The organism is Halolamina pelagica, from assembly GCF_001307315.1.
GTDB lineage: Archaea > Halobacteriota > Halobacteria > Halobacteriales > Haloferacaceae > Halolamina > Halolamina pelagica_B.
Genome location: NZ_LGUC01000001.1, coordinates 1037438 through 1062470, shown reverse-complemented (window position 1 = coordinate 1062470; position 25033 = coordinate 1037438). Strand labels below are relative to the sequence as shown.

31 protein-coding genes and 5 pseudogenes are annotated in these 25033 nt (G+C 67.3%); 17 read left to right on the top strand and 19 right to left on the bottom strand.

Annotated elements, in window-relative coordinates; all coding sequences use genetic code 11:
* Positions 1 to 164: 164 nt before the first annotated feature.
* The 5 genes from trxA (at position 165) to SY89_RS05635 (ending at position 2820) form a co-directional block, all read left to right on the top strand.
* Complete coding sequence (gene trxA, locus SY89_RS19295; protein ID WP_321163891.1) at positions 165 to 422, top strand: thioredoxin; 258 nt, start codon at positions 165 to 167, stop codon at positions 420 to 422.
* Positions 423 to 1160 carry a DsbA family protein gene (locus tag SY89_RS05645; protein ID WP_054583475.1) on the top strand — a complete coding sequence of 246 codons (738 nt, stop codon included), beginning with the start codon at positions 423 to 425 and terminating at the stop codon, positions 1158 to 1160. It begins immediately after the preceding gene.
* Positions 1157 to 1414, top strand: coding sequence for a hypothetical protein (locus SY89_RS17585; RefSeq protein WP_204374423.1), 258 nt, complete (start codon positions 1157 to 1159; stop codon positions 1412 to 1414). The genes SY89_RS05645 and SY89_RS17585 overlap by 4 nt, the downstream gene beginning before the upstream one ends.
* A 172-nt stretch (positions 1415 to 1586) precedes the next feature.
* Positions 1587 to 1709 carry a hypothetical protein gene (locus SY89_RS19010; protein ID WP_275575394.1) on the top strand — a complete coding sequence of 41 codons (123 nt, stop codon included), beginning with the start codon at positions 1587 to 1589 and terminating at the stop codon, positions 1707 to 1709.
* Between the two features lie 85 nt (positions 1710 to 1794).
* Positions 1795 to 2820, top strand: a complete 1026-nt coding sequence (locus SY89_RS05635; RefSeq protein WP_054583474.1) for a type II glyceraldehyde-3-phosphate dehydrogenase — start codon at positions 1795 to 1797, stop codon at positions 2818 to 2820.
* A gap of 3 nt (positions 2821 to 2823) precedes the next feature.
* Here SY89_RS05635 and SY89_RS05630 read toward each other — a convergent pair whose 3' ends face one another.
* Positions 2824 to 4062, bottom strand: a complete 1239-nt coding sequence (locus SY89_RS05630) for a phosphoglycerate kinase (protein WP_054583473.1) — start codon at positions 4060 to 4062, stop codon at positions 2824 to 2826.
* A gap of 130 nt (positions 4063 to 4192) precedes the next feature.
* On the opposite strand from SY89_RS05630, the pseudogene SY89_RS05625 reads away from it, so the two are divergent.
* Positions 4193 to 4533 (top strand): annotated as a pseudogene (locus SY89_RS05625) (Hsp20/alpha crystallin family protein).
* Positions 4534 to 4549: 16 nt separating this feature from the next.
* Here the strand turns inward: SY89_RS05625 and SY89_RS05620 are convergent.
* Genes SY89_RS05620 through SY89_RS05610 form a run of 3 tightly spaced genes read right to left on the bottom strand, consistent with a single transcriptional unit; the run spans position 4550 to position 7612 of the window.
* On the bottom strand, positions 4550 to 5425 hold the full coding sequence (locus tag SY89_RS05620) for an ATP-grasp domain-containing protein (protein WP_054583472.1): 876 nt from the start codon (positions 5423 to 5425) through the stop codon (positions 4550 to 4552).
* 58 nt (positions 5426 to 5483) lie between these two features.
* On the bottom strand, positions 5484 to 7298 hold the full coding sequence (locus SY89_RS05615) for a ribosome biogenesis/translation initiation ATPase RLI (RefSeq protein WP_054583471.1): 1815 nt from the start codon (positions 7296 to 7298) through the stop codon (positions 5484 to 5486).
* Positions 7298 to 7612 carry an EMC6-like membrane protein gene (locus SY89_RS05610; RefSeq protein ID WP_054583470.1) on the bottom strand — a complete coding sequence of 105 codons (315 nt, stop codon included), beginning with the start codon at positions 7610 to 7612 and terminating at the stop codon, positions 7298 to 7300. Before SY89_RS05610 ends, SY89_RS05615 begins: the two co-directional genes overlap by 1 nt.
* Before the next feature lie 113 nt (positions 7613 to 7725).
* Here SY89_RS05610 and SY89_RS05605 point away from each other — a divergent pair, with 113 nt between their 5' ends.
* Entirely contained in the window at positions 7726 to 8010 is a 285-nt protein-coding gene (locus tag SY89_RS05605) for a helix-turn-helix domain-containing protein (protein WP_054584672.1), read from the top strand.
* Between the two features lie 17 nt (positions 8011 to 8027).
* Here the strand turns inward: SY89_RS05605 and SY89_RS05600 are convergent, their stop codons facing one another.
* Positions 8028 to 8624, bottom strand: a complete 597-nt coding sequence (locus tag SY89_RS05600) for a riboflavin synthase (protein ID WP_054584671.1) — start codon at positions 8622 to 8624, stop codon at positions 8028 to 8030.
* Between the two features lie 91 nt (positions 8625 to 8715).
* Between SY89_RS05600 and SY89_RS05595 the strand changes: the two genes are divergently transcribed.
* Complete coding sequence (locus tag SY89_RS05595; RefSeq protein ID WP_054583469.1) at positions 8716 to 8964, top strand: DUF7533 family protein; 249 nt, start codon at positions 8716 to 8718, stop codon at positions 8962 to 8964.
* 149 nt (positions 8965 to 9113) lie between these two features.
* Here SY89_RS05595 and SY89_RS19290 read toward each other — a convergent pair whose 3' ends face one another.
* The 5 genes and pseudogenes from SY89_RS19290 to SY89_RS15750 all read right to left on the bottom strand — a co-directional run bounded on the left by SY89_RS19290 (position 9114) and on the right by SY89_RS15750 (position 13138).
* Positions 9114 to 9815, bottom strand: a complete 702-nt coding sequence (locus SY89_RS19290) for a M24 family metallopeptidase (RefSeq protein ID WP_321163890.1) — start codon at positions 9813 to 9815, stop codon at positions 9114 to 9116.
* 296 nt (positions 9816 to 10111) lie between these two features.
* Positions 10112 to 10333 carry a hypothetical protein gene (locus tag SY89_RS19285; RefSeq protein WP_321163889.1) on the bottom strand — a complete coding sequence of 74 codons (222 nt, stop codon included), beginning with the start codon at positions 10331 to 10333 and terminating at the stop codon, positions 10112 to 10114.
* Positions 10330 to 12199, bottom strand: a pseudogene (locus SY89_RS05585) (UvrD-helicase domain-containing protein). The gene SY89_RS19285 and the pseudogene SY89_RS05585 overlap by 4 nt, the downstream one beginning before the upstream one ends.
* A gap of 71 nt (positions 12200 to 12270) precedes the next feature.
* Positions 12271 to 12444 (bottom strand): HVO_0416 family zinc finger protein, encoded by a 174-nt coding sequence (locus tag SY89_RS17125; RefSeq protein ID WP_189319114.1) that lies wholly within the window; start codon positions 12442 to 12444, stop codon positions 12271 to 12273.
* Between the two features lie 58 nt (positions 12445 to 12502).
* The gene (locus SY89_RS15750) at positions 12503 to 13138 is read right to left on the bottom strand and encodes an IS6 family transposase (protein WP_080506588.1); all 636 of its coding nucleotides are present in this window, start codon (positions 13136 to 13138) and stop codon (positions 12503 to 12505) included.
* 140 nt (positions 13139 to 13278) lie between these two features.
* Between SY89_RS15750 and SY89_RS19005 the strand changes: the two genes are divergently transcribed.
* From SY89_RS19005 to SY89_RS19520, 3 genes and pseudogenes are all read left to right on the top strand, one after another.
* The gene (locus tag SY89_RS19005; RefSeq protein WP_275575393.1) at positions 13279 to 13413 is read left to right on the top strand and encodes a hypothetical protein; all 135 of its coding nucleotides are present in this window, start codon (positions 13279 to 13281) and stop codon (positions 13411 to 13413) included.
* Positions 13414 to 13429: 16 nt separating this feature from the next.
* Positions 13430 to 15123: pseudogene (locus SY89_RS05575) on the top strand (sodium/proline symporter).
* Entirely contained in the window at positions 15116 to 15643 is a 528-nt protein-coding gene (locus SY89_RS19520) for a hypothetical protein (RefSeq protein WP_054583466.1), read from the top strand. Before SY89_RS05575 ends, SY89_RS19520 begins: the two are co-directional and overlap by 8 nt.
* On the opposite strand, the gene SY89_RS05565 is transcribed toward SY89_RS19520, so the two are convergent.
* A complete protein-coding gene (locus tag SY89_RS05565; protein WP_054583465.1) occupies positions 15640 to 15918 on the bottom strand; it encodes a hypothetical protein in 279 nt (92 codons plus the stop codon). The genes SY89_RS19520 and SY89_RS05565 overlap by 4 nt on opposite strands.
* A 132-nt stretch (positions 15919 to 16050) precedes the next feature.
* Between SY89_RS05565 and SY89_RS16450 the strand changes: the two genes are divergently transcribed.
* Positions 16051 to 16989 carry a hypothetical protein gene (locus tag SY89_RS16450; protein WP_144427140.1) on the top strand — a complete coding sequence of 313 codons (939 nt, stop codon included), beginning with the start codon at positions 16051 to 16053 and terminating at the stop codon, positions 16987 to 16989.
* 256 nt (positions 16990 to 17245) lie between these two features.
* On the top strand, positions 17246 to 17563 hold the full coding sequence (locus tag SY89_RS05555) for a hypothetical protein (RefSeq protein ID WP_054583463.1): 318 nt from the start codon (positions 17246 to 17248) through the stop codon (positions 17561 to 17563).
* A 9-nt stretch (positions 17564 to 17572) separates the two neighbouring features.
* Here SY89_RS05555 and ndk read toward each other — a convergent pair whose 3' ends face one another.
* From ndk to rpl7ae, 4 genes are read right to left on the bottom strand one after another with little or no spacing between them, the layout of a single operon-like run.
* The gene (gene ndk, locus SY89_RS05550; RefSeq protein ID WP_054583462.1) at positions 17573 to 18037 is read right to left on the bottom strand and encodes a nucleoside-diphosphate kinase; all 465 of its coding nucleotides are present in this window, start codon (positions 18035 to 18037) and stop codon (positions 17573 to 17575) included.
* The gene (locus SY89_RS19515) at positions 18034 to 18354 is read right to left on the bottom strand and encodes a 50S ribosomal protein L24e (RefSeq protein ID WP_054583461.1); all 321 of its coding nucleotides are present in this window, start codon (positions 18352 to 18354) and stop codon (positions 18034 to 18036) included. The genes ndk and SY89_RS19515 overlap by 4 nt, the downstream gene beginning before the upstream one ends.
* Entirely contained in the window at positions 18354 to 18581 is a 228-nt protein-coding gene (locus SY89_RS05540; RefSeq protein ID WP_049979819.1) for a 30S ribosomal protein S28e, read from the bottom strand. The genes SY89_RS19515 and SY89_RS05540 overlap by 1 nt, the downstream gene beginning before the upstream one ends.
* Before the next feature lie 3 nt (positions 18582 to 18584).
* Complete coding sequence (gene rpl7ae, locus SY89_RS05535; RefSeq protein WP_054583460.1) at positions 18585 to 18947, bottom strand: 50S ribosomal protein L7Ae; 363 nt, start codon at positions 18945 to 18947, stop codon at positions 18585 to 18587.
* 205 nt (positions 18948 to 19152) lie between these two features.
* On the opposite strand from rpl7ae, the pseudogene tmcA reads away from it, so the two are divergent.
* The 3 genes and pseudogenes from tmcA (at position 19153) to SY89_RS05520 (ending at position 22710) form a co-directional block, all read left to right on the top strand.
* A pseudogene (gene tmcA, locus SY89_RS05530) lies at positions 19153 to 21470 on the top strand (tRNA(Met) cytidine acetyltransferase TmcA).
* 84 nt (positions 21471 to 21554) lie between these two features.
* Entirely contained in the window at positions 21555 to 22250 is a 696-nt protein-coding gene (locus tag SY89_RS05525) for a cupin domain-containing protein (protein WP_054583459.1), read from the top strand.
* A gap of 73 nt (positions 22251 to 22323) precedes the next feature.
* Entirely contained in the window at positions 22324 to 22710 is a 387-nt protein-coding gene (locus SY89_RS05520) for a hypothetical protein (protein ID WP_054583458.1), read from the top strand.
* Here the strand turns inward: SY89_RS05520 and SY89_RS05515 are convergent.
* Positions 22707 to 23077, bottom strand: a pseudogene (locus SY89_RS05515) (4Fe-4S dicluster domain-containing protein). The gene SY89_RS05520 and the pseudogene SY89_RS05515 overlap by 4 nt on opposite strands.
* Positions 23078 to 23158: 81 nt before the next feature.
* On the opposite strand from SY89_RS05515, the gene SY89_RS05510 reads away from it, so the two are divergent.
* On the top strand, positions 23159 to 23644 hold the full coding sequence (locus tag SY89_RS05510) for a DUF456 domain-containing protein (RefSeq protein ID WP_054583457.1): 486 nt from the start codon (positions 23159 to 23161) through the stop codon (positions 23642 to 23644).
* Here the strand turns inward: SY89_RS05510 and SY89_RS19000 are convergent.
* The 3 genes from SY89_RS19000 to SY89_RS17120 are packed head-to-tail and all read right to left on the bottom strand — an operon-like array spanning position 23614 to position 25033.
* Entirely contained in the window at positions 23614 to 23802 is a 189-nt protein-coding gene (locus tag SY89_RS19000; protein WP_204374421.1) for an amidase family protein, read from the bottom strand. The two genes, SY89_RS05510 and SY89_RS19000, sit on opposite strands and share 31 nt — an antisense overlap.
* Complete coding sequence (locus tag SY89_RS17575) at positions 23799 to 24833, bottom strand: amidase (RefSeq protein WP_054583455.1); 1035 nt, start codon at positions 24831 to 24833, stop codon at positions 23799 to 23801. The genes SY89_RS19000 and SY89_RS17575 overlap by 4 nt, the downstream gene beginning before the upstream one ends.
* Entirely contained in the window at positions 24830 to 25033 is a 204-nt protein-coding gene (locus SY89_RS17120) for a hypothetical protein (protein WP_054583454.1), read from the bottom strand. Before SY89_RS17120 ends, SY89_RS17575 begins: the two co-directional genes overlap by 4 nt.

Sequence of the window (25033 nt, the reverse complement as noted above, 5' to 3'; positions counted from 1 at the left end):
GTAATGACCGAAGACATCGAGGAGATCCGTGAGAGGAAGCTCGAAGAGCTTCGAGAGCGAGCCGAGGGGACGACGACGCGGACGACGCGGACGACGCGCCGACGGAGCCGATCCCGGTCGCCGGAGCCGCCGACCTCGAATCGACGACCGACGAGCACGGCGTCGTGCTGGTCGACTTCTACGCCGACTGGTGTGGGCCGTGTCAGATGCTGGAACCGGTCGTGGAGACGATCGCCGAAGACACCGAGGCCGCGGTCGCGAAAGTCGACGTCGACGCCAATCAGCAGCTCGCCGCGGAGTACGGCGTCCGCGGCGTCCCGACGATGATGCTGTTCGCCGACGGCGAGCCGGTCGAGCGCCTCGTCGGCATGCAGGACGAGTCGAAGCTCCGAACGCTCGTCTCGTCACACACCGGCGCGTAGATGGGCGACGGGCGGTCGATATCCCGCCGGCGAGCGATCGCTGGCGGCGTCGGCGTCGTTGCACTCGGCGGGAGCGTCGCGTATCTCGCCACTCGATCGGGCTCGGATGCTGGTGTCTACGTCCCCGAGCGTTCCCACACGAGTCAGGAGACCACCGGGTTCGGGGTCGAACTCGCCGGGCGCCCGATCGCCGGCAACCCAGACGCGCCCGTCGACCTCTACTACTGGACGGACTACCTCTGTCCGTTCTGTGCGCAGTTCGATCGGGAGACGCTCCCGGCGGTCGGGCGAAACCACGTCGACACCGGGGACGTGCGGCTGGTCGCGCTCTCCTACCCGAACATCGGCGAGTACTCGATGCCCGCAGCGGTCTGGAGCCGGTGTGTCTGGTCGCAGGTCGCCGCCGACGACCCGGCGGCGTTCTGGCGGTGGCACGCGTCGGTGTTCGAGGCACAGCCGGCGTCGGGGACCGACTGGGCCGACGAGGAGACGTTCGCCCGGATCACCGAGGAGACCGAGGGCGTCCCCGCCGCGGCCGTCGACGACTGTCGAGAGTCCCGAACCGAGGCGATCCGTGAGTCGATAGCCCCGAACGTCGCGGTCGCGCAGTCGTCCCGCATCAGGGGGACACCCGGGTTCGTGCTCTACAACCGGGAGACGGGGACGGCCGGGAAGCTGGTCGGCGCCCACCCCTACGAGAACTTCGCCGACGCGATCGAGCAGGTGCTGAACGCATGAGCGACGGCCGATCGGTCGGGCGCCCGGGGTGGATGGACCAGCTTCGGGCCGCGCTCGTCCATCCGCTCACGTCGGACGGACGACTCGTCGTCGCCGGCGGCGCGACGGCGCTCACTTACGCCGCGCTGATCTTGAGTACGTTCCCCGAGTTCTCGGTCCAGCTGCTGGCTCGAAATCCGGGGATCTGCTCTACGGCGTCGCGACGCTCACGCGAGAGACGTACGGAAGCGTCGGCTGGATCGGGCTGGGGCTGATCGTGGCCTACGCGCTGCTGACCGGCGTCGCAGCCACGCACGCGGTCACGCTCTCCCGACGCGCACGTCGGCGGAACGCGTCGACGCTGCTCGGCGTGCTCCCGGGCTTTCTCGCGGCAGGCTGTGCGGGCTGTGGCGCCGGCGTACTGGGGCGCTCGGCTTCGTCGGCGCCATGGCCACGCTCCCGTTCGACGGGAACCTGCTGCGCCTCGTCGGCCTGTCGCTGCTGTTGTTGTTCCTCGGCCGGACTGGCGACCCGCGGACGTGTGCGATCGACCGAGCTGAATCGTCCTGAGGCCGTCCGCGTGCGGGGCAGTTCGCGGTCGACGGCCGCACGACGAACCGCCGCCTACTTATCGGCTAGCGCCCCATCTACTCGCATGATCCAAGTCGGTGTGGTCGGCTACGGCACCATCGGGAAACGCGTCGCCGACGCGGTCGTCGCACAGCGCGACATGGAGATCGTCGGGGTCGCCAAGACCTCGCCCAACTTCGAGGCCGAAACCGCCGTCTCGAAGGGGTACAACCTCCACGCGGCCGTCGAAGAGCGCCGCGAGCTGTTCGACGACGCCGGCATCCCCGTCGCCGGCGATCTCGACGACCTCGTCGAGGCCGCGGACGTGATCGTCGACGCCACCCCCAGCGGCATCGGCGCCCAGAACCGCGACGTGTACGAGGCCCACGACACGCCCGCGATCTACCAGGGCGGCGAGGACGCCGATGTGGCCGACACGTCGTTCAACGCCCGCGCCAACTACGAGGACGCGATCGGCGCGGACCACGTCCGCGTCGTCTCCTGTAACACGACAGGCCTCTCACGCCTGCTCGCGCCGCTGCGTGAGGAGTACGGCGTCGAGAAGGCACGGGTGACGCTGGTGCGCCGCGGCGGCGACCCCGGCCAGACCGGCCGCGGCCCCATCGACGACATCCTCCCCGATCCCGTCTCGCTGCCGAGCCACCACGGCCCGGACGTGAAGACGATCTTCCCGGATATTTCGATCGACACGCTCGGGCTGAAGGTGCCGGCGACGCTGATGCATATGCACTCGGTGAACGTCACCCTCGAGAGCGACGCCGACGCCGAGGCGGTCCGCGACCTGCTCGCCGAGGAGTCCCGGACGTTCCTGGTTCCCGGCTACGCGGGCATCGACGGCTCGGGCAAGCTCAAGGAGTTCGCGCTCGACAGCGGCCGCTCCCGCGGCGACGTCTGGGAGAACTGCATCTGGGCGGACTCCATCGCCATCCGTGGAAACGATCTCTACCTGTTCCAGGCGATCCACCAGGAGTCCGACGTGGTGCCGGAGAACGTCGACGCGATCCGCGCGATCACCGACAGCGCGAGCAAAGCCGAGAGCATCGCGACGACGAACGAGACCCTCGGAATGGGGCTCGGTCGGGACCTGTAACGGCTACGCTTCCGTTTTCGGTCGGCAGTTCTCCAGCGTCTCGACGGCGACCAGCGGCTCGCCCGTGAGCGCACGGATGTACGCGCCGCCGGCGATCGAGACGTGTGAGAAGTCGGCTTCGTCCAGCCCGTACATCCCGATCGCGCGGGAGGTGTCGCCGCCGCCGACGACCGAGAAGCAGTCGGTGTCGGCGATCGCCTCGAGCACGCCCACCGTGCCGTCGGCGAAGCGCTCGTCCTCGAAGACGCCCAGCGCGCCCTTCACGAACACCGCCTCGCTGTCGGCGACGATGTCGCGGTAGCTGTCGATCGACGCCGAGCCGACGTCGAGGAACGACGTGCTCTTCTCGTCGATCTGCCAGAGCGCGATCTCGGCGCGCTGCTCGTACTCGTCCGCGTACGCCAGGTCCAGCGGCAGGTGGATCTGATCGCCGCGCTCGTCGAGCACGGCCCGGATCGTCTCCTCGTTTCGTTCCCACTGCTCGTCGAAGCGGTCCGAGCCGCCCACGTCGTGGCCCACGGGGTGGCCTGCCGCCCGGAGGAACAGTTCGCCCGCGATGCCGCCCAGACAGAACGCGTCGACCTTGTCGCCGATGGCGTCCATCACCTGAATCACGTCGGTCGCTTTCGTCCCGCCGACGACCATCGTCACCTGCCCGTCGAACTCTCGGGTGGCGATGGCGGAGTTGGCCTCGTACTCCGTCTCCATCACGCGGCCGGCGTAGGCCGGAAGCACGTGCGGGAACCCTACGAGCGAGGCGTGGCCGCGGTGGGCAGCCGAGTAGGCGTCGTTGACGTAGGCGTCGGCGGCCTCGGCGAGCGTCGTGACCAGGTCGGCGTCGGCGTGGGCTTCGGGGTCGCGGTCGGCGAGTTCGTCGTCGTGCATCCGGACGTTGTCCAGCAGCAGCACCTCGCCCGGCTCGGCGTCCGCGATCGCGTCGATCGCCGTCGCGCCGCAGATGTCGTCGACGTACTGCACGTCGCGGTCGAGGTAGTCGCTCAGGATCCCGGCGTGCTGATCGAGGTGGGTGAAGTCGTCGCGGCCGGGGCGGCCCTGGTGAGCCAGACAGACCACCCGGTGGCCGGCCCCCGCCAGCTCCGAAACGGTGCGGGCGTGGCGCTCGAACCGACGGTTGTCCTGGACGGTTCCGTCCTCGATCGGGGAGTTGAGGTCGAGGCGAACGAGCACCCGGGCTTCCGAGAACCGCCCGGCCAGCGCATCGAGCGTCGCGAAAGAAGCCATCGTCCCGCGATTGGGGCCAATCGCACTTCAAACCGACCGGTTCCGTCGGCGTCGACCGACGAGATTCGGGGAAGGGACCACGATAGCCACCGACAGAAGGCTTTTGAGCGGTGCTGGTCTACCCTCTCCCATGCGTAGGGATGACCGCGAAGACCCGTTCGGCGACATCTTCGACGAGATCGAGCGGATGATGGGGGGAGTCGGGAGGAGGCCGACGGCGACGCCCACGTCGACGCGTTCGACGAGGGCGACCAGCTCCGACTCGTCGCGGACCTTCCCGGCGCGAGCAAGGAGGAGATCTCGCTGCAGTGCGACGGGGAGACGCTGACGATCGAGGCCGGCGAGTACCGTGAACGGGTGCGGCTCCCCACCCGCGTCGACGAACACAGCGCCGAGGCGACGTTCAACAACGGCGTGCTCGAGGTCAGCTTCGAGAAGTCCGACGACGCCGCCGACATCGACCTCGCCTGATCGGCGCCGTGCGCCCTTACTCCGCGGTTTTCCGGATCAGCGCCGCCAGTCGGTCGTAAAAGCCGGGCTCGTACTTCGTCGCGTCGTCGACCGTCGGGCGCGCGTTGGTCTCGTTGACGACCAGTCGGTCCTCGGTCTCGAGGAGGTCGACGCCGAGGTAGTCGATACCCAGCACGTCGGCCGCGCGTTCGGCGAGTTCCCGTGCCGCCGGCGGGAGCGAGACGCCCTCCGCCACCGCACCGCGGTGGACGTTGTGTTTCCACTTCCCCGCCTCGGTCTCCGCTGCCGGCAGCCGCCGCTCGACGGCGCCGGCGTACTCGCCGTCGACGATCATCGCGCGGTAGTCCCGCGCGTCGGGGAGGTACTCCTGGAGCAGGTACGAGCGATCGCCGGTGGCTCGGAAGTCGTGCACGAGGTCGAGGTAGTCGGTCACGCCCAGCAGCGAGTCCGGATCTTCGACGCGGGCGACGCCGACGCCGCGGGTGGTCGAGTTGGGCTTGACGACGAGTGAGTCGGTCCCGGCGTGGGCCTGAAGCGTCTCGGCGGCGGCGGTGACGGCGTCGTCGTCGACGGGGTTGGAGACGAGCGTGGTCTCGGGGACGGGGAGGTCGGCGGCGGCGAGGGCGGCGAGCGCCCCCGCCTTGTTGCGGGAGGTGAGGATCGCCTCGCGGTCGTTGACCCAGGGCACGTCGAGCGCGGCCGCGACGGCGCCGCCCTCCATCAGCCGGGAAGGGAACACGAGCCCGGCGTCGACGCTCGGCAGGGCCGGATCCGCAAGCGACAGCGTTCGCTCGCTGGCTTGCACGGCGACGACCTCGATCCCGCGGTCGGCAAGCGGGTCGCGGATGCGCTCGAACGTCTCCTGTTGGGTGGCGACGGCGAGGCGGAGCATACTCGGGAGTACGGGCGGGCGGAGTTATAGTCGGGCGGTTCCGGAAAACGGTCGCGGCTTAGTTGGCGTAGTAGTACTCGCCGTCGCGCTTCTGCTCGCGGTCTTTCTGGCTGCCGGGCTTGTTGATCCGGGGGCGGCCCGTCCGCTCGTCGCGGCGGAACGTGATGTCCAGATCCGCCAGGAAATCGTTCATGCCGGCGCGCATCTCCTGGGCCGGGCGGGCGGTCCCGTGGTCGGCGGGTTCGCCGTCGAACACCATCAGACGGTCGGACAGCAGGTCGATCATGTAGATGTCGTGATCGATCACCATCGCCGTCGCGTCGTGGTTCTCGGTGTAGCGGCGGATCGCGGAGGTGGCCTGCACGCGTTGCTCCACGTCGAGGTGGGCGGAGGGCTCGTCGAGCAGGTAGAGGTCGGCGTCCTCGGAGAGGCAGGCGGCGATCGCGACGCGCTGACGCTCCCCGCCCGAGAGGTCGTCGAGGTTCTGCTCCATGATCCGCTCCAGCTGGAGCGGCTGGGCGATCTCGGTGTTCCAGTACGAGGAGCCGAACTGATCGGTGATCGACGAGAGGAACGCGTCGACCCGCATTGGCTGGTCGATCTCGATGTACTGGGGTTTGTACGCGATATCCAGTTGCGTGTCGAGTTCGCCCTCGTCGGGATCGAGCGCGCCAGTGAACATCTTCGCGAGTGTCGACTTCCCGATCCCGTTGGGGCCGACGACGCCCAGCACTTCCGACTCGTAGATGGTGCCGGCCTCCACGTCGAGGGAGAACTCGCCCTCGCCGTAGGACTTGTGCAGGTCGGGGTACTCGACCAGCGGCTGGCCCTTCGTGGCGGCACGCGGCGCGTGCTCCTCGAACGTGATCGACTCGGGGCGGATCCGCATGTTCTCGTTGTCGAGGTAGCCCGAGAGGTACTCGTTGATGCCGTTACGGACCGATTTGGGGTCGGTGACGACACCGTACGCGCCGGGCTCCCCGTAGGTGATGTGCAGCGTGTCCGCGAGCAGGTCGAGGATCGCGAGGTCGTGCTCGACGACCAGCATCGAGCGGTCGCCGTCCTCCGAGAGCTCCTGGATCAGCTGGGCGGCAGTCATCCGCTGGCTGATGTCGAGGTACGGCGTGATCTCGTCGAGGAAGTAGAAATCCACGTCCCGAGCCAGCGTGGCCGCGAGCGCGACGCGCTGGAGCTCCCCGCCGGAGATGGAGTCGATCGCCTGGTCCAGCACCGGCCGGATCGAGAGCTCGTCGACGAGGTAGTCGAGTTCGCCGCGCTCGTCGGTCCGTTCGAGCAGCTGGCGCACCTTCCCGTCGAACTGCTTGGGGATCTGGTCGACGTACTGGGGCTTGCGCGCGACCTCGATCTCGCCGTCGATCAGCTGTTCGAGGTAGTTCTGGAGCTCGGTGCCGCGGTAGCGGTCGAGCACCGCCTCCCAGTCCGAATCGCCTTCGTACTCGCCGAGGTTGGGCGTCGTCTCGCCAGCCAGCGCGTGAACGGCGGTCGACTTCCCGATCCCGTTGGGGCCGAGGATCCCGGTCACCTTGCCCGGTTCGGGCGTCGGCAGTCCGTACAGCGCGAACGCGTTGTCGCCGTAGCGGTGGACGGGCTCCTCCTCGAGTTCCGAGGGGAGGTTGATGATCTCGATCGCGTCGAAGGGACACTTCTCGACGCAGATGCCGCAGGACTCGCCCAGACAGATCTCCTCGGAGATGTGGATCTGGTCGGGGTCGCCCTCCATCGCGTCCTCACCGCGGAGTGTGATGCACTCCTTGCCCGTCCGGTTGGGCGGGCAGAAGTTCTGGCACTCGTAGTTACATCGGTCGGGCTGGCAGCGATCCAGATCCACGACCGCGATACTGTCGCTGGACATCAGAAACTCACTCCGGTCGAGAGCATGATGGTGTTGCTCAGGAACCAGAGCGCGAACGTCATGAACGCGACGTAGAGATTGTCCTTGATGCCGAACGCCGACACGTCGACGCGGAGGGCATAGAGGATCGGGTACTGAGCGATGACGAACGCCGCGACGACCGCTAACGGCGTCGTCGTCGACACCGCCGACGGGTCGGTACCGAACACGATCGCGGTCACGACGGCCGCGATAACGCCGGCCAGACAGGCGAGCGTCGTGACGGTTACCCCGCGGACGTGGTCCGACAGCCCGCGAGAACTCTCCGTAGCCATGCCGACGACTCCGTGACGCGCCGACAAAAGGAGTTCGCTTGGCTGTCGGACGTGTTGGGCCACGACACCAGTCCACGAAGATTTATGCCGGTGGAGGGTTTCGATCCGAAATGATGACTGAGACTGACGAGGAGGGCCTCGACGACCTCCCACCAAGTGCCAAGCTCGTGTTCAAAGTGCTCGAGTACGACGGCCCGCTGACGCAGAAAGGGATCGTCGAGGAGTCGATGCTCTCTGCACGGACGGTTCGCTACGCACTGGAACGACTGGAAGGGATCGGGGTCGTCGACGAGGACGTCTACTTCGCCGACGCGCGACAGAATCTCTACCAGCTGAACCCGCCCGAGCCCGTCCAGGCCGACGGCGGCGCGGAAGCCTGCTCCGGGCAGGCCGACTGAATCGACGCGACGACGACTCAGCGATAGCCGTCCGTCATCCGCTCGACGTACTTCGCCATCACGTCTACCTCCAGGTGGACCGGGTCGCCGACGGTTTTCGCCGACAGCGTCGTGATCTCGCGGGTCGCCGGGATGATCGCGACCTCGAAGCGATCCTCGTCGCGCGCGGCGACGGTGAGGCTGATGCCGTCGACGGCGATCGACCCCTTCTCGACCACGTACTGACTCAGTTCGGCGGGGAGAGAGAACGTGTAGCGCCAGTCCTCGCCCACCTGCTCGATCGCCTCGACGGTCGCGGTGGTGTCGACGTGCCCCTGCACGACGTGGCCGTCGAAGCGCCCGTCGGCCGGGAGCGCGCGCTCGATGTTGACCGGGTCCCCCACCGACAGCTCGCCCAGGTACGTCTTCTCGACTGTCTCGCTCGCGAGGAACACCTCGAACCAGCCGTCCGCGGTGTCGAACGCCTCGACCGTGAGACAGACACCGCTAACGGCGATCGACTGGCCGTGATGGAGATCGTCCAGTCCCGACGCCGCGACGGTGAGGCGGCGCCCATCCGCGGTTTCGTTCACGTCGGTGATCTCGCCCGTCCGCTCGACGATGCCGGTGAACACGTTCTGAGATCCGCCGTCGCGTCTCAAGAACGTTTCCACTCTCGATTCCGTTACGGGAGGGTTTTGCCGATCGGGCGCCTACGCGGCGGTGATGCGACTCGGCCTGCTGGAAACCGTCGGCGTTGCGGGCAGCCTCGTGTTCGCGATCCCGCTGGGGATCTACGCGACCGAGCGACTGCTCGGCGGGGAGACCGCTGTTGGCGGCGCCTTCCTGCTGGTCGCGGTGCTGATGGTGCTGCTTCCCAAGTACCTGACCACGCCCGGCGACCTGCCGGGGATGGCCGCAGAGCGAGCGGTCGAGGGCGCCGTCGCCGATAGCGAGGAGTCCGAGGAGGAGTAGGGCGGAGCCGGCCCTACGGATCCTGGCGAACAGACGGCGCGTCGTCGCCGCCGTGAGGGGCACGCCGTGCTCCCGCCTCGACCACCCCACGGCCCGGTTCAGACCACAGGGGAGTTGGTCGCGTTCTCTCTCAAAAAGTCGGGGCCGGATTACTCGGGCGCGACCGGGGTGAATCGGACCGGATACGTCGCCAGTCGCTCGTAGCCGTGCTCGGTGACGGCGACGAGATCCTCGATCCGGACGCCGCCGGTGTCGGGGTCGTAGACGCCGGGTTCGATGGTGACGACGTTGCCCGGATCCAGCGGCGTGTCGGCCCGAAGCGACGGCCCCTCGTGGAGGCTGACGCCGACGCCGTGGCCGACGCCGTGGGTGAAACCGACATCCGACGAGTCGATCCGGAACCCGTGGGCGGTGAGTTCGGCCGCGGCCTCCTCATGAACCGTTCCGGCCGTGGCGCCCGCTTCGACGTGTTCGAGCGCCGTCTCGTGAGCCTGTTCGACGGCGACGAACGCGCGACGCTCCCAGCCGCCCTCGCTGGCGACGGCGAACGTCCGCGTGAGGTCGCCGTAGTAGCCGTGCGGCCCGCGGGGCGAGATGTCGAGCAGCACCGTCTCACCCGGCGAGATGTGGTCGATCCCGGTGTAGTGGAGATCCGCCGCCGTCTCGCCGGCGCCGATCACGGTGTTACCCGCGCTCCGGATCCCGTGGCGAGCCATCTCGGCGTCGACTTCCCGCCGCAGGCGCTCGGTCGTGAGCGGTTCGCCCTCGTACAGCAAGTCGTCGCCGTCCGGTTCCGCCGTCGCAAGGACGGCCTCGGCACGGGCCATCCCGCGACAGGTCACCGCCTGCACGCGCCGGAGGCAGGCGAGTTCGGCCTCGCGCTTGCGCAGACGCGCCTCGGCGGCGGCGGTCGTCGACTCGAGTTCGTAGCCGGCCTCTTCGAGGTAGAGCGCGGCGTCGTGGGGGATGCTGGCGGGGGTAAGGACGACTGACGAGCCTTCGGCGGCGGCGTCCGCGAGCGCGGCGGCCGCGCGGACGCCCGCGGGCTCGCCCTGGTTCTCGGTCCGAACCTCGCGGGCGATCCCGTCGTCGGGCGCGCCGTCGACGAACTCGCGGCGGGCCTGCTCGTCGAACAGTCCCGGCGCCGTCAGCGCGGCACGATCGGGAGTGACGACGACGGCGTAGTCGCGATCCGGGCCGCCGAACCGCGAGAGGTAGCGTAGATCGTCGGCGAATCGGTCGCCGACGGCGACGAAGCCGGCGGCGCCCGCGTGCTCGACGGCCTCGGCGATCGACTGGAGGTCGGTCTCGGGGCGTCGGGGTGGTCGGCGGCGACCTCGGGCGCCCCGGGGGCGAGTGGCCGTGTCACGGCTCGGGTTCGGGCGCCTCCAGCGACTCCTGCACCTCGTCGATGAGCGCTCCCGGCGGATCCTCTCTGAGTTCGTTGAACAGCACTACGCTGATCGGCAGCGTCGGCGCGCCGGTGACGAGGTTCTCCATGAGGACGAGCCGTTCCCGGGCGCGGGACATCCCGACGTAGAACACGCGCCGCTCGTTGTCGGTCAGCACCGGCACGGGGTCGGTGGTTTTGGAGAACTCCTCGTCGCCCGGCGTGTCGATCCCCTCCTGCTCGGCCTGTGCGGCCATCTGCTCGACCACCTTCTCGGTCAGATCCGTCGCGACGAACACGTGGTCGGCCTCGCGACCCTTCGCGGAGTGGATCGTCCCGACGCGGACGCGGTCGGGCTCCATCCCGCGGTAGTCGCCCTCGAAGTACGCCTTCATCGACTTCCGCTGGAAGGAGGTGATCTTGCGGGCCATGTCCCCCGCTTCGGGGGCCGGGCATGAACGGCACCACGTCCTCGACGGCGTCCGGCGCGACCGGGATCTCCGCGAGATCGTCCTTCGCGGACTGCTCCTCGATCTCGTCGATGAGGTCGTAGAGGTCGTCGCGCTCGCTGCTGCCGAAGGCCGACTCCTGCAGGATGTCCGCCAGCCGCCGTGCCTGGAGTGCGGTGAGGCGCTCACCGGCGTCGACGGCCTCGATCGCCCGGACGTAGTCGGTGAGCCGGTCGGTCCAGAGCCGCTGATCCGTGAGCGACGAGAACGGCATCCCCTCGTCGATGAACTCGTCGACGAAGTCGAACATCTGGTAGCGCGCCCGGAACAGCAGCATGACGGTCCCGTCGCCGTCCTCGCTTCTGTCCTCCTGTTCGACGGTGTGGCGGACGTTCCGCACGAGCTCGAGCATCGACGGCGACTCGGCGGCCTCGACGCGGCCGCCCTCCTTCCGTGGCCGGAGATCCTTCTCCTGTCGCTTGTCGATGTGGCGGATCTCCTTGTTCACGACGTTGAGCACGCGGGAAGGGAGGCGGTAGGAGTTCGGCAGCACCACGTCCTCGTCGACGTCCTCGTCCAGCAGGAGGTCGGGGTCGGCGCCCTGCCAGGCGTAGACGACCTGGTCGTCGTCGCCGGCGATCAGCGCCTTCTCCAGGTGGGGTTTCCACTCCTCGTACACTTTCGACTGCAGCGTCGTGATGTCCTGGAACTCGTCGATGATGAGGTAGTCGACGTTTGGCTGCAGCGAGCGTTGGGCGACGCGTTCGAGCATGTCGGCGAAGCCGACGACCCCGTTCTCGCCCTTGTAGTTGCGCCACGCGCGGATCGCCTCGGGCACGTCGAGGCGGTCGTCGTCGGACGGCCACGTCGGCGTGTACTTGTTCCCCTCCTGGGCGTTGGGGTCGATCTCGGGCGGGAGCCGAACGTCCTCCACGTCCCACTGGAACGGCACGTCGTACCAGTCCGCGACCTCGCGGTCGGTTCGCTGGAGCCACTGGGAGGTCGCGATCACTTTGTTGCCGAGCGTCGTCGACCGCGCGGTCCGCCGGCCGGCGCCCGATTTCTCGTCCTCGTACTCGACGCCGTACTCCTCGCAGAACTCCTCCTTGTCGCTCTCGCCGACCACGTCGCCCCGCGAGAGGTCGAGCAGTTCGTACGCCTTCGCGTGCATCGTGGAGACGTTCCCTTGGAGGGCTCGCGGCGTCGTGTCGAGGCGCTCGGCGAGGCGTTCACGGATCTCCGCCGCCGCTGCGCGGGTGTAAGAGACCACCAGCACGTCCCGAACAGTCACGTCGGGGTCCTCAAGTAGTTCCTCTACCCGGTCGAGGAGCGCAGTCGTCTTCCCGCTCCCCGGCCCACCGAACAGGCGCGTGACGTGAACGTCCGACTCGGTCATTACCGGTTACAGGGGCCGGTCCCCAATAAGGAAGTGGGTTCGTGAGACGGCGAGACGCGGGTGTCCGTGGCTCAGGGCCGCCAGCCACAGACCGAACACTCCACCGCAGTCGCTTCGTGAAGGCCGCCGCAGTCCGGACACTGTTTCTTGTTATAGGACTCCTCCCATCCCTGTGTGTCGTGTCCGCGGTCTTCGAGGAACTCGTCGAACAGTTCGTCGGCGGAGTGCTGCTCTGACGTCGCCATGCATGTCACAGTATGCCACACGAGTAAGTAAGTCTTGTGCCCCCATGCCAGGTAGTGTTCAGATAAGCTGGTTCCATGCGAAGGCGAACGCTTGAAGCCAATTTTCGACAGTATCTGCTTCGGCATGGCTGAAACAGTTTGAGAACTGGTTAGTTCGTCGTTTTAGTTCTCGAAAGACACGTTCGACGCTATTCCGATTACCGTGTTTTTCGTATCGGTAATCGAGGCCATGTCGGTGGAGTGCTGCTTGCAGCCACGGTGCAGAATCGACGAGAAAGACTGCGTCATCGACGAGATGTTTCTCGCGGAGTTCGGAGAGGAACATCTCGGTAATCGCTTGATTTCTCGTCGGAGAGAGCTTGACGTGCAGCAAGCGGTTCGTGTCGGTATCGACAGCAGCGTACAGCCAGAACCGTTCATCGTTGAGTTGGATCACGGTCTCGTCAACCGCGACGTGATCCGGATTTGCACCGCCAAGCGGCTGTAAATCGGCCTTCTGCACCCAGTTGTGAACGGTCGTTCGACAGCGTTCGACACCCAACCTATCGAGAATCGAAATGGTATCCGAAAGTGATAATCCAGCCAGATGGAGTCGGATACCGAGCTTCATCGCGGGCTCGGGTGTCGCCTCTCGCTTCACAAAATCTAACTCGAAGCAGTCGCTACCTCCGTTGAGGCGGGCGATTTCGAGCATTGACCACTCACAGATCGTCCCGCCTCACTCTTCATCCTTATCTGAACACCGCCGACTGAGCCGTCGTCCTATTTATTTATCAGGCCGTGAGCAAACATATATACGGCTGATTCGCGAACGGCCGTTCGAGTATGGCCGCGATGAGTACACTCGACTGGCTCGGAGTCGTCGGACCGTACGCGATCTTCTTCGTGATGTTGATCGTGTACTACGTCTGGGAGGGGCGCCGCGAACGGGCGCTCAGAGAGCAGTACGAGGAGGGCGACCATGCATAGCGGCGCGCTCGTGCCCATGCAGGGCACTGGCGGCATCGCGGGCGCGGCGGGGGTGTGGGTGCTCGGCACGTTCGCGCTCTACCTCGTCGTCCTCGTCGGGATCGGCCTGTGGGCCTCCCGCTTCATGGACTCCGTCGGCGACTACGTCATCGGCGGCCGCGAGATCGGGCCGGTCGTGACCGGCTTCTCCGAGCGGGCCTCCGAGATGAGCGGCTGGCTCACGCTCGGCGTGCCCGCGGACGCCTACGGCACCGGGATCATGGCCTTTCTCAACGGGTTGGGGATGATCCCGGCCGACCTGTTCGCGTGGGCCGGCATCGCGAAACGGCTCCGGAAGTACACCGAGATCGTCCGCTCGGTGACGCTGCCGACCTTCTTCGAGACGCGACTCGGCGACGACACCGGCCGAGTGAAAGCCGTCTCGGCGCTCGTGTTGATGCTGTTCGAGGGCGGCTACGTCGGCGCCCAGATCGTCGCCGCCGGGACGTTGCTGCAGGTGTTGACGGGGATCCAGCCCTGGATCGGCATCATCGTCGGCGGGATCATCGTCATCGGCTACACGTTCCTCGGCGGCTACTTCGCGGTCGCGTGGTCGGACTACTTCCAGGGCGCCATCATCCTGATCGCGTTCATCATCCTCCCGGTGCTCGCCTTCACCGAGATGGGGCTGCCGTTCGAGGCGGTCGCGGCCGCGGCGGGCGACTCCGCGACCAGCATCACCGCGGGGATGGCCGGCTGGGCCGCGGTCTTCGGTGTCATCAGCTACGCCGCGATCGGGCTGGGCGTTCCCGGCAACCCCCACATCATGGTGCGGTTCATGGGGATCGACCATGTGCGGAACGTCCGCCTGGCGGCGATGGTCGCCCAGCTGTTCATGTTCGTCGCGTACGTCGGCGCGGCGCTGGTCGGCCTCTACGCGATCGCGATGTTCGGTGACGGCGCGCTGGCCGACCCCGACAACGCGATGCCGCGGCTGACGCTCGATCTCCTGCCCAGCGTCGTCGCCGGCATCGTGCTCGCGGCCGCACTGGCGGCGATGATGTCCAGTGCGGACTCCCAGCTCCTGGTCGCGACGAGCGCGGTCGTCGAGGACGTTTACCACGGCTTCCTCGACCGTGACGCCAGCCAGGAGGAACTGGTGCGCTACTCCCGCTACGTCACCTTCGGGCTCGGCGCCGCGAGCGTCGCCTTCGCGTTCGTCGCGAAGGACACGCCGATCTACACGCTCGTGCTCGATTACGCGTGGGGCGGCCTCGGCGCCGCGATCGGGCCGACCGTGATCGCGACGCTCTGGTGGAAACGCGTCACGGCGGCGGGCTCGCTCGCCAGCATGATCGTCGGTACGGCGACGATGGTGCTCTGGACACAGCTCTCGACGGTGCTGGGCTGGGTCGGGATGATGCCGCCCGAGTCCGCGGCGTTCTGGTACGGGCTCGTGACGGTGTACGGCCTGTTCCCGGCGTTTATCGTTTCGGTGATCACGCTGGTCTCGGTGTCGCTGCTGACTGAGCCGCCCGAGAACGTCGACGAGCACTTCGACGTGTTCGACAAGCCGCTCTCGGCGATCGTTGACGCCGAGGGCTCGCCGGGCACCCCGAGTACGCGACCGACGGCGGGGCGGAGACGCCGACCTCGCCCAAGGCGATCACCGAGGGCGACAACATCCGCGCCCACGTCGCCGCCTCGGGCTACTGGGACGACGATGAGTGACGCCGAGGTCTCGGGTGAGAACGGTCTGCCCCCGGCGGACCACCCGCTCGTCGGCAACAAACAGGAGTCGGTCGAACTCCCGGTCATCGAGCCGTCGGTCCCGCGGGAGTCGGTCGAGTCCGCGGGCCGGGTCGGCGCGGTGGCGTACCCGTTTCGGGTGTACGAGGCCGAGATCGAGGTGGACCGACCGCTGCTCGCCCCGCGGACCGATCGCCGGGTGATCAGCGTCGACCGGTCGCGCCGGCTCGCGGTCCGGGCCGACACGCTCCCCGCGGTCACGGAACAGCGAGTCGAGGACGTGCTGGTGCTGCCGGGCGAGTTCTCGCCCGACCAGGCCGACGAAAAAGCGCGTGAGGCCGCGTTTCAGTGGACGCTTCGGGGGTCGATCCTCGCCGACGCGCCCGAGATCGAGTTCGCGCGCGTCGCCGACGCGTACAAGCTGTTCTGGTTGGCCGAGCGCCCCGACGGCGACGTGATAATCGACAGCGTGCGGGGCGAGGAGCGAGCGTTCGAGGGTTAGTCGCTCGACTCGATGACGTCGACGACCGGCCCGTCTTCGACTTCTTCTGCTTCGTCGTCGCCCTCGCTGGGCGTCGGCAGGAACGGCGCGATCAGGGCGGCGACGGCGAGCAGCAGGCCCGCGTAGCGCGTGGCGTCGACGTACCAGTCCTCGGGTTCAAGGTCCTCGGGGTTCTCGTAGCCCGCGAGCGTCGAGCGGGCGCAGATGTCGAGCAGTTTTTCGGGGGCAGCGGCGCTGGCGACGCCGGTGACGAACGTGAGAGCTCTCAGGAGCATACACGGAGGATTCGAGCGTCGGCCAAAAGACGTTTGTGACCGCAAATAAGATCTATAAGAATAATATACATTATATTATATAACTAAAATTAAAAAATTATTATATACAGCTTCTATCATCTTATCTTTGTAATGTCAGATGGATACTCTGATATTGGGAATGATGGATCGAATACTAACCGACGGACGGTTCTTAAGGGAATTACTGGCGCTAGTTCTGGAGTCATCCTCGGTAGCGTATTAAGTACTCCAGTTAAGGCGTCCTCAAGCTGCTCACTACCAGACCCAAATAATACTTGGGAAGTGAGTGATGAAAAAGAAAATGCAAAAGGTAAAAATGAAGGTATTTATCTAGCAACTTCTGTGGGATGTATAGGTGCTGAATTTGATTCCGATTATAATGTGTGGAGGTACAAGTTCAAGCAAAATACAGTCGCGCGGTCAGAGAAATATCCTAGTGGAGACTCTCTTAATGCACTTAGCACACAGAGATCGTCAGTTAATCAAGGAACTTGCGATAACCTCGCAGAATATACCGATAACTGTTACATGGGGGCTCGACCGCGACAACCCGATGACGGTGATCCTAGTTTTGATTATTCTGATGTTGCTTATGAAGTTGCTAATGCTGCAATAAGTGAAATAAGTACAAAGGTAGGATATGCTATTACTGCAACAGAACTTGTGGCAAGTTATATGGAGGCTACAAGTGGAACTGACAAACCAGATTATGAAATTGACCGCGAATGGACATACGGGACCAGTGTATTCGAAGAGTTCTCAAATTATTATTTCTTTGAAGCTTGGTCGAGCGATGGGGAGAGAAACTACTTCGATGTTGTAACTAGAGTGAATAGTTATTATAATAACACTCCAGAAGCAATATTGAGTCTTGAGCTATATAACGGATATAGTCCAAAAATTCCAAGTCGAGATTCAACAACTTCTTCTGGAAGCTATTCTACAACGAAAAAGAGCTTTTCTTCTGAGGATGAATCCGGCCATGATTGGGAAATTGAGAAAATACCCCCGGAGAAATCATCAGTGAACAAAAGAAAGGTAATATTGTAATTGATGAAAAGTCCATAACTAAACATACTAAAAACGACATTCCTCTGTATTGGGCTCATAATCCTCCAGTATCTAAAATCGAAAAGTAACGACCCTCCATCTAAACCCAACAAATCTATTTCCGTCTCGAAATAACCAATATTCAATTATGCACAGAAGAGAATACGTTCAATATATAGGCGTCTGTTCCGCTGCTGGGTTGTCCGGATGTTTAACCTCTGACACAGGAGCTGAGCAACGTCTGGGCGCAGTCGGCGTGTTCAACGACACCGACGACGCACTCAGCGTCTCAATACTGATCGTCCGCGATGGGGAGAAGCTCTACTGGCGGTCCCACGAACTCGCCACTGACGATAGCCACCACATCGACCCGCCGGACTACGATCCCGGACGTGGCCAGTACACGGTTGCCGCCCGGGTCGACGGTGGCCCCAGCGCGGTTCACGAGGTAAGCGAGACGGAGAACCCTGTGGACGGCAATTGTCACTTCGTCCTCGTCAGACTAACCGAGGGCAACGTCGCGTTCGGCCGCGGCACCGCTGACGAGTACACGAACTGCGAAGAAAGTGGCTGAAGCGCGGCGCTACTCGTAGAGCCAGCCTTCGTCGACGCGCTCGTAGTCGACGAGCTCGTCGTCGTCGAAGAACAGGTCGATCTCGCGCTCGTTCGAGCCCGGATCCTCGTGATCCGAGGCGTGGATGACGTTGCGACCCAGGTCGAGGCCGAGGTCGCCGCGGATCGTGCCCGCGGGCGACTCGGCGGGGTCGGTCTCGCCGACCATCTTCCGGACCTGGCGGGTGGCGTCGGCGCCCTCCCAGACCATCGCGAACACGGGGCCGGAGGTGATGAAGTCGACGAGGCCGTCGAAGAACGGCTTGTCGGCGTGCTCGCCGTAGTGCTCCTCGGCGAGCGCCTGGTCGATCTGCATGAACTTCCCGGCGACCAGCTTCAGGCCGCGGTCCTCGAAGCGCGAGACGATCTCGCCGATCAGGCCACGCTGCACGCCGTCGGGCTTGACCATGACGAAAGTACGCTCTCGCTCGCTCATTCTTCGTCCTCGTCGTTCTCGTCCTCGTCAGCTGTGGAGGCCTCGTCCTCGGCTTCCTCGGAATCGGCTTCGTCCTCGTCGGCCTCCTCCTCGACCGCGTCGGTTTCGGGTTCGGCTTCCTCGACGTCCTCCTCGACGCCGTGGTCGCCGCCCTCTTCGGTCCACTCCAGGTCTCGGGGCTCGCGCCCGAGGTCGGCGTTCTTCTCGCACTTCGCCGAGCAGTAGTGGATCACGCTACCGTTCGTGCGGACGAACATCGTGCCCGTGCCGGGCTCGACGTCGTCGCCGCAGTAGTCACAGGTTCGGTTCTGGGGCATCAGGCACCTCCGATGGAGTCGGCGTCACGCTGGGTCTCCCGCAGCTGGAGGATGTCGCCCTCGCGGACGGGGCCCAGCACGTTCCGCGTGATGATTCGACCCTGGTTCGAGCCGTCCTGAATGCGGCACTTGACCTGCATGGCTTCGCCGTGCATGCCGGTCTTGCCGACGATCTCGATCACCTCGGCCGGCGTCGATTCCGTGCCGCTCTCCTCTTCTGCGCTCATAGGTTATCGGAGTTCCTCGACCTTCTCGGAGATGTCCTCCACGTCGTCCTCGGCGTCCCCGGCGTCGACGATGCCGGCGGCGGCGCTGCCGACCTCGAGGCCGGCGGCGTGACCCAGGTCGTCCTGAGTCTCGACGAAGACGACAGCGATGCCCTTCTCCTCGGCGAGCTCGGGCAGGTGCATGACGATCTCCTCGGGCTGGACGTCCTCGGCGACGAAGACGAGGTCCGCGTTGCCTCGCTCGACGGCCTTGGTCGTCTCGTTGGTTCCTTTCTTGACGGTGCCGGTGTCCCGGGCGACCTCGAGCGCGTCGAGCGCGCGGTCGGCGAGGTCGGCGGGGGTCTCGTAGTCGACGTAAACTGGCATTGTTGTAGTACCTCGGTCCTGCCTGCGGGCTCGACTGCCCCACCGGAACTGCGTCCCTGACGGTGGGGAGTATCATCAACCCCGGACAGGCTTCGATCCTCGATTCGCTAGCCCCACGTAAAAGCGTGTTCAAACTGCTGGGACCGTGTCAGCGCCCGACAGGGGAGCCGAAACGGGCAAACCGCCGGCGGGCGAATCCCGCCCCATGACCCTCTCCTCGCTTGCGCCCCGCCTGCACGCGGAGGCCGAGCGCGCGAACGAGCGGCGGGCGCTCGTGCTCGCTGGCCCGCCCGAGGCCACCCGCGCCGCGGCCGTCGACGCGATCGAGGCGGCGGGGCTCCCGCTCCCCGACTGCACCGCCGTCTCCGCCGCCGCGGACTGGCCGTTCGAACACGTCGGCCCCCGGCACTCGCGTGACCTCCTCGGGAGAACCCAGCAGGCGATCGTCGTCGACGGCCACGACGAGTGCTCGCCCAACGCCATCGGGCGCACCGTCGGCGCCGTCGACGGCGGCGGCCTCTATCTCCTGCTCGCGCCCGACCTCGACTCGTGGCCCGACCGCCGTGACGGGTTCGACGAGAGCCTCGCCGTCCCGCCGTTCGGCGTCGAGGACGTGGCCGGGAACTTCCGGGCGCGACTCGTCGCGACGCTCCGCGCCCACCCGGGAACTGCGATCTGCGAGGTCGACGAGGGGTACGACGACCCCGAGGGCGACGCGGTCGAGGTCCGAGACGACGGGCTGACCGACCCGCGGCCCGCGCGCCCTCGCGAGCCCCCGAACCGCCGGCAGACGCCCTGTTCGGCGACGAGATCTACCGCGCTTGCGAGACCCAGGACCAGGTCGAGGCGGTCCACGACCTGGAAGCGCTCCGAGCTGGCGACGCGGCCGCCGGCGACTCGCCGCCGGCGATCGTCGTCGAGGCCGACCGCGGCCGGGGGAAGTCCAGTGCCGCCGGCCTCGCGGCGGGCGCGCTCGCCCGGGAAGGGCGCGACGTGCTCGTGACCGCCGCCGACCGCCGCGGCGCCGACGAGCTCTTCGCCCGCGCTCGGGAGCGGCTCGATGCCGCTGGATCGATCGGGAGCGACTCCGCGGACCGAATCGACGCCGCGTCGGGCGGCTGCGTTCGCTTCGCCCGCCCGCCCGAAGCCGCCGATCTCCCGGGCGACCCGGACGCCGTGATCGTCGACGAGGCCGCCGCGCTCCCGGTCGCGCTGCTGGAGCGGTTCCTCGACGGCCCGCCGGCGGCGTTCTGCACGACGGTCCACGGCTACGAGGGCGCCGGCCGGAGCTTCGACGTGCGGTTCCGCGGGAGCCTCGCCGACGCCGAGCGCGAGGTGATCGACGTGCGCCTCGACGAGCCGATCCGCTACGCGGCCGGCGACCCCGTGGAGTCGTGGGCGTTCCGCGCGCTGCTGCTCGACGCCCGCCCACCGGTGGCCCAGTTGGTCGCCGGCGCCGCCCCGGAGACGGTCACCTACGAGGAGCTCACCCCCGAAGACCTACTCGCGGACGAACACCTGCTGCGGGAGGCGTTCGGCCTGCTCGTCCTCGCCCACTACCGAACCGAGCCCGACGACCTCGCACGCCTGCTCGACGCGCCGAACCTCACCTGCCGGGCGCTGTTGCACGAGGGACGCGTGGTCAGCGTCGCCCTCCTCGCACGCGAGGGCGGCCTCGACGACGCTACCAGCGAGCGCGTCTACTGCGGCGAGCGGATCAGGGGGAACATGCTTCCGGACGTGTTCACTAGCCAGCTCCGGGACCGCGACGGCGGCGGCCCGGTCGGCTACCGCGTCATGCGCATCGCGACCCACCACGCCGTACGATCCGGCGGGCTCGGCTCGATGCTGCTCTCGGAGGTCGAGTCGGAGTTCCGGGACGACGATGGCCGCGACGCCGACCTGCGCGGCGAGCGTGTCGACTATCTGGGCGTCGGCTACGGCGCTACCGCCGACCTGCTCGACTTCTGGGCCGAGAACGGCTACCGGACGGTCCACCTCTCCACCACGAAAAACGACGCCAGCGGCGAGCACTCGGCGCTGATGGTCCGACCGCTCACCGACGACGGCGCCGACCTCGCTGCCCGGCACGCCGAGTGGTTCCGGGAGCGCGCACCCGGGGTACTGACCGGGCCGCTCGCTGATCTCGACCCGAACGTGGTCCGGCGGGCGCTGCGTGCGGTCGACGACGACGCTGTTCCCGAGGAACCGGGACTCTCCGGGCGTGACTGGCGGGTCGTCGTCGACGCCGCCAACGGGATGGGCAGCTACCACGCCGCGCCGGCGGCGTTCACCGAACTGGCGCTGCGGGACCTGGTCCTCGGCGACGCGGAACTGGAGCCGTCCGCCGAGCGCCTGCTCGTCGAGAAGGTGCTCCAGAACCGCGAGTGGGATGCGGTTGCGTCGGACTTGGACAGAGTGTCGACCCGGATGACGATGCGCGCCTTCGGCGACGCGTGCGAGCCGTTGGTCGAGACTTACGGTACTACGGCGGCGAAGGAACACCGCGAGTACTGGGACTGAACCGAGAGCTGTCGCTCGTCCCGGCACGGCCCGCGTCGAACGAAGTTTCAACAGTCCTTTACGTCGATCTTCGTGACATCCCGCATGGTCACGCTGACGACGGGACGACCCCTTGACGACGCCGGCGAGCCGACCGACGGCCCGGCGCTGGAAGTCGATCCCGACGGCCCCGCGATGACGCTGTTCTCGGAGTCCTCCCACGCGCTTGCGTCCAGCCCCGGCATGGGGTTCTGGTCGACGATCCTTCGCTACCCGGAGTCGGAGACGGGAACGCCGGCGATGCTCGTCTGGCTGGCGCCGGACGCGACCGAACTCCCGCCCCACGTCCACGCGAGCGAGTCCGAGACGTTCCGGGTGCTCGAGGGAGAACTCACCGTCGTCGTCGACGGCGAGCCCGAACGGGTCGCCCCAGGCGAGGAACAGGCGGTCCACCCGGGCGAGCCCCACTACTTCCGGAACGACACCGACGAGTTCGTCGCGTTCCGCGTCGAAGTGCCGTGGACGCGGACGATCGACACCCAGTACATGTCCGCGGGGCTCGACCACGAGGGCTACTTCGGCGACGACGGCCAGTACGGGGAGCCCGACCTCGTTCAGGGGCTGCTGCTGGCCGAGTACGTCAGGGCGGAGACCCGGATCGACCTCGGCCCGCGGATCGTCCAGCGGGCGCTCTGGGCGTCGGTCGGTCGCGTCGCGAAGTGGGCCGGTCGCCGTGCGATGGACGAGCGGTACCTCGACGACGCGTTCTGGGCGGAGACGGTCGAGCAGCCGGAGCTCTGAGGACGATCGAGGCGGCCACGGCCCCGGACGTAAGCGGTCTATACTCATCCCCACGGGTCCCCAAACGCCGTCCATGCTCCGCAAACTGTTCACCGCGATCTGTGCCGTCGAGGTGCTCGCGCCGCGGGCGCTCATCGAGGCCGCCCAGTCGGTCGCACTCGACGATCCGGGTGCCAGCGAACTGCGTTCGTGGGTACTCCCGGGCGCGCGACTCGAAGGACTGCTGTTCCTCGTGCTGCTGTGGCGCAGCGACCGGTCCTACTCGCAGTTCAAGAAGCTCCTCGGCGCCGTCGGCCTGCTGGCGTTCCTCCGGCCGCGGGCCTACGTGAACTACGGCGCGAAGGCGGCCTACCGCGACGCGTCGGCCGTCGAGTGGCGGCCGTGGGTGTACACCGGCACGCGACTGGTCGGGTTCCTCTACCTCCTGGTCGGCGTGCGGGAGCTCCGAAAGTCGGCCTAGAGCCCGCCGCCGCCGGCGCGGCTCGCGTCCACGTCGATGGCGTCGACCGGACACACGTCGACACAGAGCATGCAGTCGATACACTGGTCCTCGAACGTGGGCTCGACCTTGCGGTCGCTCTCGGGGTGGTCGGGCGTATCGACCCACGTGAACACGTCGACGGGGCAGTCCTCGAGGCAGGTGCCGTCGGCGATACAGAGGTCGTAGTCGACGGCGACGTGCGTGCCGTGGATGCCGAGCTTCTCCGGCGGATCCACGGGCCCCCAGACGGCGACGGCCGCCTCGTCCTGGTCCTCGCCGCTGGCGTCGGCGGCCTCCGCCCCTCGACGCGCTCGCGGTTCTGGTCGAAGTTGGGGTCGATGGGCATACTCGGCGTTCCGCCTCTCCACGTAAGTATCCGCTGGTGCGTCCGGCCAGGTTCTTGTAGCCCGCCGGCGTTTCCCCGAACGTGTTCGACGCCGTCACGCTGCTTGCGCTCGCGCTGCTCGTGGCCGCCGTCGTCGCGAGCGTCGTGCCCGGCGTCCCCGCCGGCCTGCTCGCGCTGGCGGGGATCTACGCCGAGTTCCTCTACGGCGACGGCATGGCGCTGTGGCTCCTGGCGAGTTTCACCGTCGTCGGCGTGCTCGCGCTCGTCGTCGACCTGTTCGGCGGCGCCATCGCCGGACGAGCGCGCGGGACGAGCAACCAGACGACGCTGCTCGCGGCCGTCGCCGGGCTGGTGCTCTTTTTCGTGGTCGGCCCGCTCGGGGTGCTGCTCGGGATGTTCGGTACCGTGTTCGTGCTGGAACTGCGCCGCGACGACCGCACGGTCGAGCAGTCACTGGAGAACGCCCTCTGGGCGACCGGGGGGATGCTCGCCTCCGGCGTCGCCGTGTTTCTACTCGTCGCGTCGATGCTTGCGGGCTACGCCGTGTTCGTGCTCTGGCTGGGCTGAGTCAGCGCCCGTTCGACCGACGCCGCAACCCGGAGCAGGAAGCCGTCCGCGCCCGGCGGCCCGACCAACTGCAGGCCGACCGGGCGGCCGTCGACCTCGCCACAGGGGATCGACACCGCGGGCGCGCCGGTGGCGTTGAACGGCGCGGTGTTCGTCACCGTGTCGAGCACCGACGGCCCACCGTCGCCGGGCACCGCGCCGAAGGGGGTGCCGGAATCGTCGTCGTCGGCATCGCGAGCACGTCGACCTCGGCGAACAGCGCTTGCTGGCGGCGGGCTGCCAGCCGGCGGGCGTCCCACGTCCGCCCGTACGCGTCGGGTGCCCGCGACGGCAGGCGGCGCCCGGTCTCGATCAACTCCAGTACGCGGTCGGGGAGCGTGTCGCGTCGCTCGTTCGCCCGCCGCAGCGCCGCTCGGAGGCCAGCCCGCGACCCCGTGCCGAGCAGGCTGCCCCGCTCCAGCAGCGCCGCGAACTCCATCACCGTCCCGGCGTCGTTGGCGTCGACGGCCGCCTCGGCCTCCGGGAACCCGACCGAGTCGATCTCGGCGTCGAGTGCGACCGCCGCCCTCGTCACCGCCGCCTCGGCCGCGGCCTCGACGGCCGGCGTCGCCGCCGCCATGAACGCATCGGGAACGCCGAACCGCAGGTCGTCGGGCTCGCGATCGAGATCGTCGACGAACGCGAGCCGTGCGGGCGCGCCCAGCGACGCCGGTCGCGTGGCTTCCTGTCCGGCGGTCGCTTCCAGCACCCGTGCGGCCGTTTCGACAGTGCGAGCGAGGACGCCGACGTGGTCGTTCGACGGTGAGAGCGGGACGACGCCCTCCGCGGGCACCAGCCCGTAGGTGGGCTTGTAGCCGACGATCCCGCAGAACGCGGCCGGGATGCGGACGCTGCCGGCGGTGTCGGTGCCCAGTGCGGCGTCGACGCTCCCGCCGGCGACCGCGGCGGCGCTGCCCGAGGAGGAGCCGCCGGGGACGTGGCCGTCGACCGCGGGGTTCCGTGTCGGGCCGCGCGCGCTCAGTTCGCCCGTCGTCCCGAACGCGAACGGGTCCATATCCGTGGTGCCGACGATCGTCGCGCCCGCGGCCCGGAGTCGTTCGACGGCGACGGCGTCGATGTCGGGCGTCCACTCGAAGCAGTCGGTGCCACAGGTCGTCGTCACGCCGCCGACGGCGACGTTCTCCTTCACGGCGAGATCGAGGTCGGCGAGCGGGCCGTAGAGCGGCGCGTCGGCGATGAACGTCTCGGCGAAGGCGTCGTGGGGGTTCGCGCGCTCGTGGGCGGTCGGGGGGCGAACGCGCCGGCGACGCTGTCGCCCGGCAGCGATCGGACCCGGGCGAGATACTCGTCGACCCGGTCGTCGGTGTCCGGCGGGTCGGCGCGCTCCAT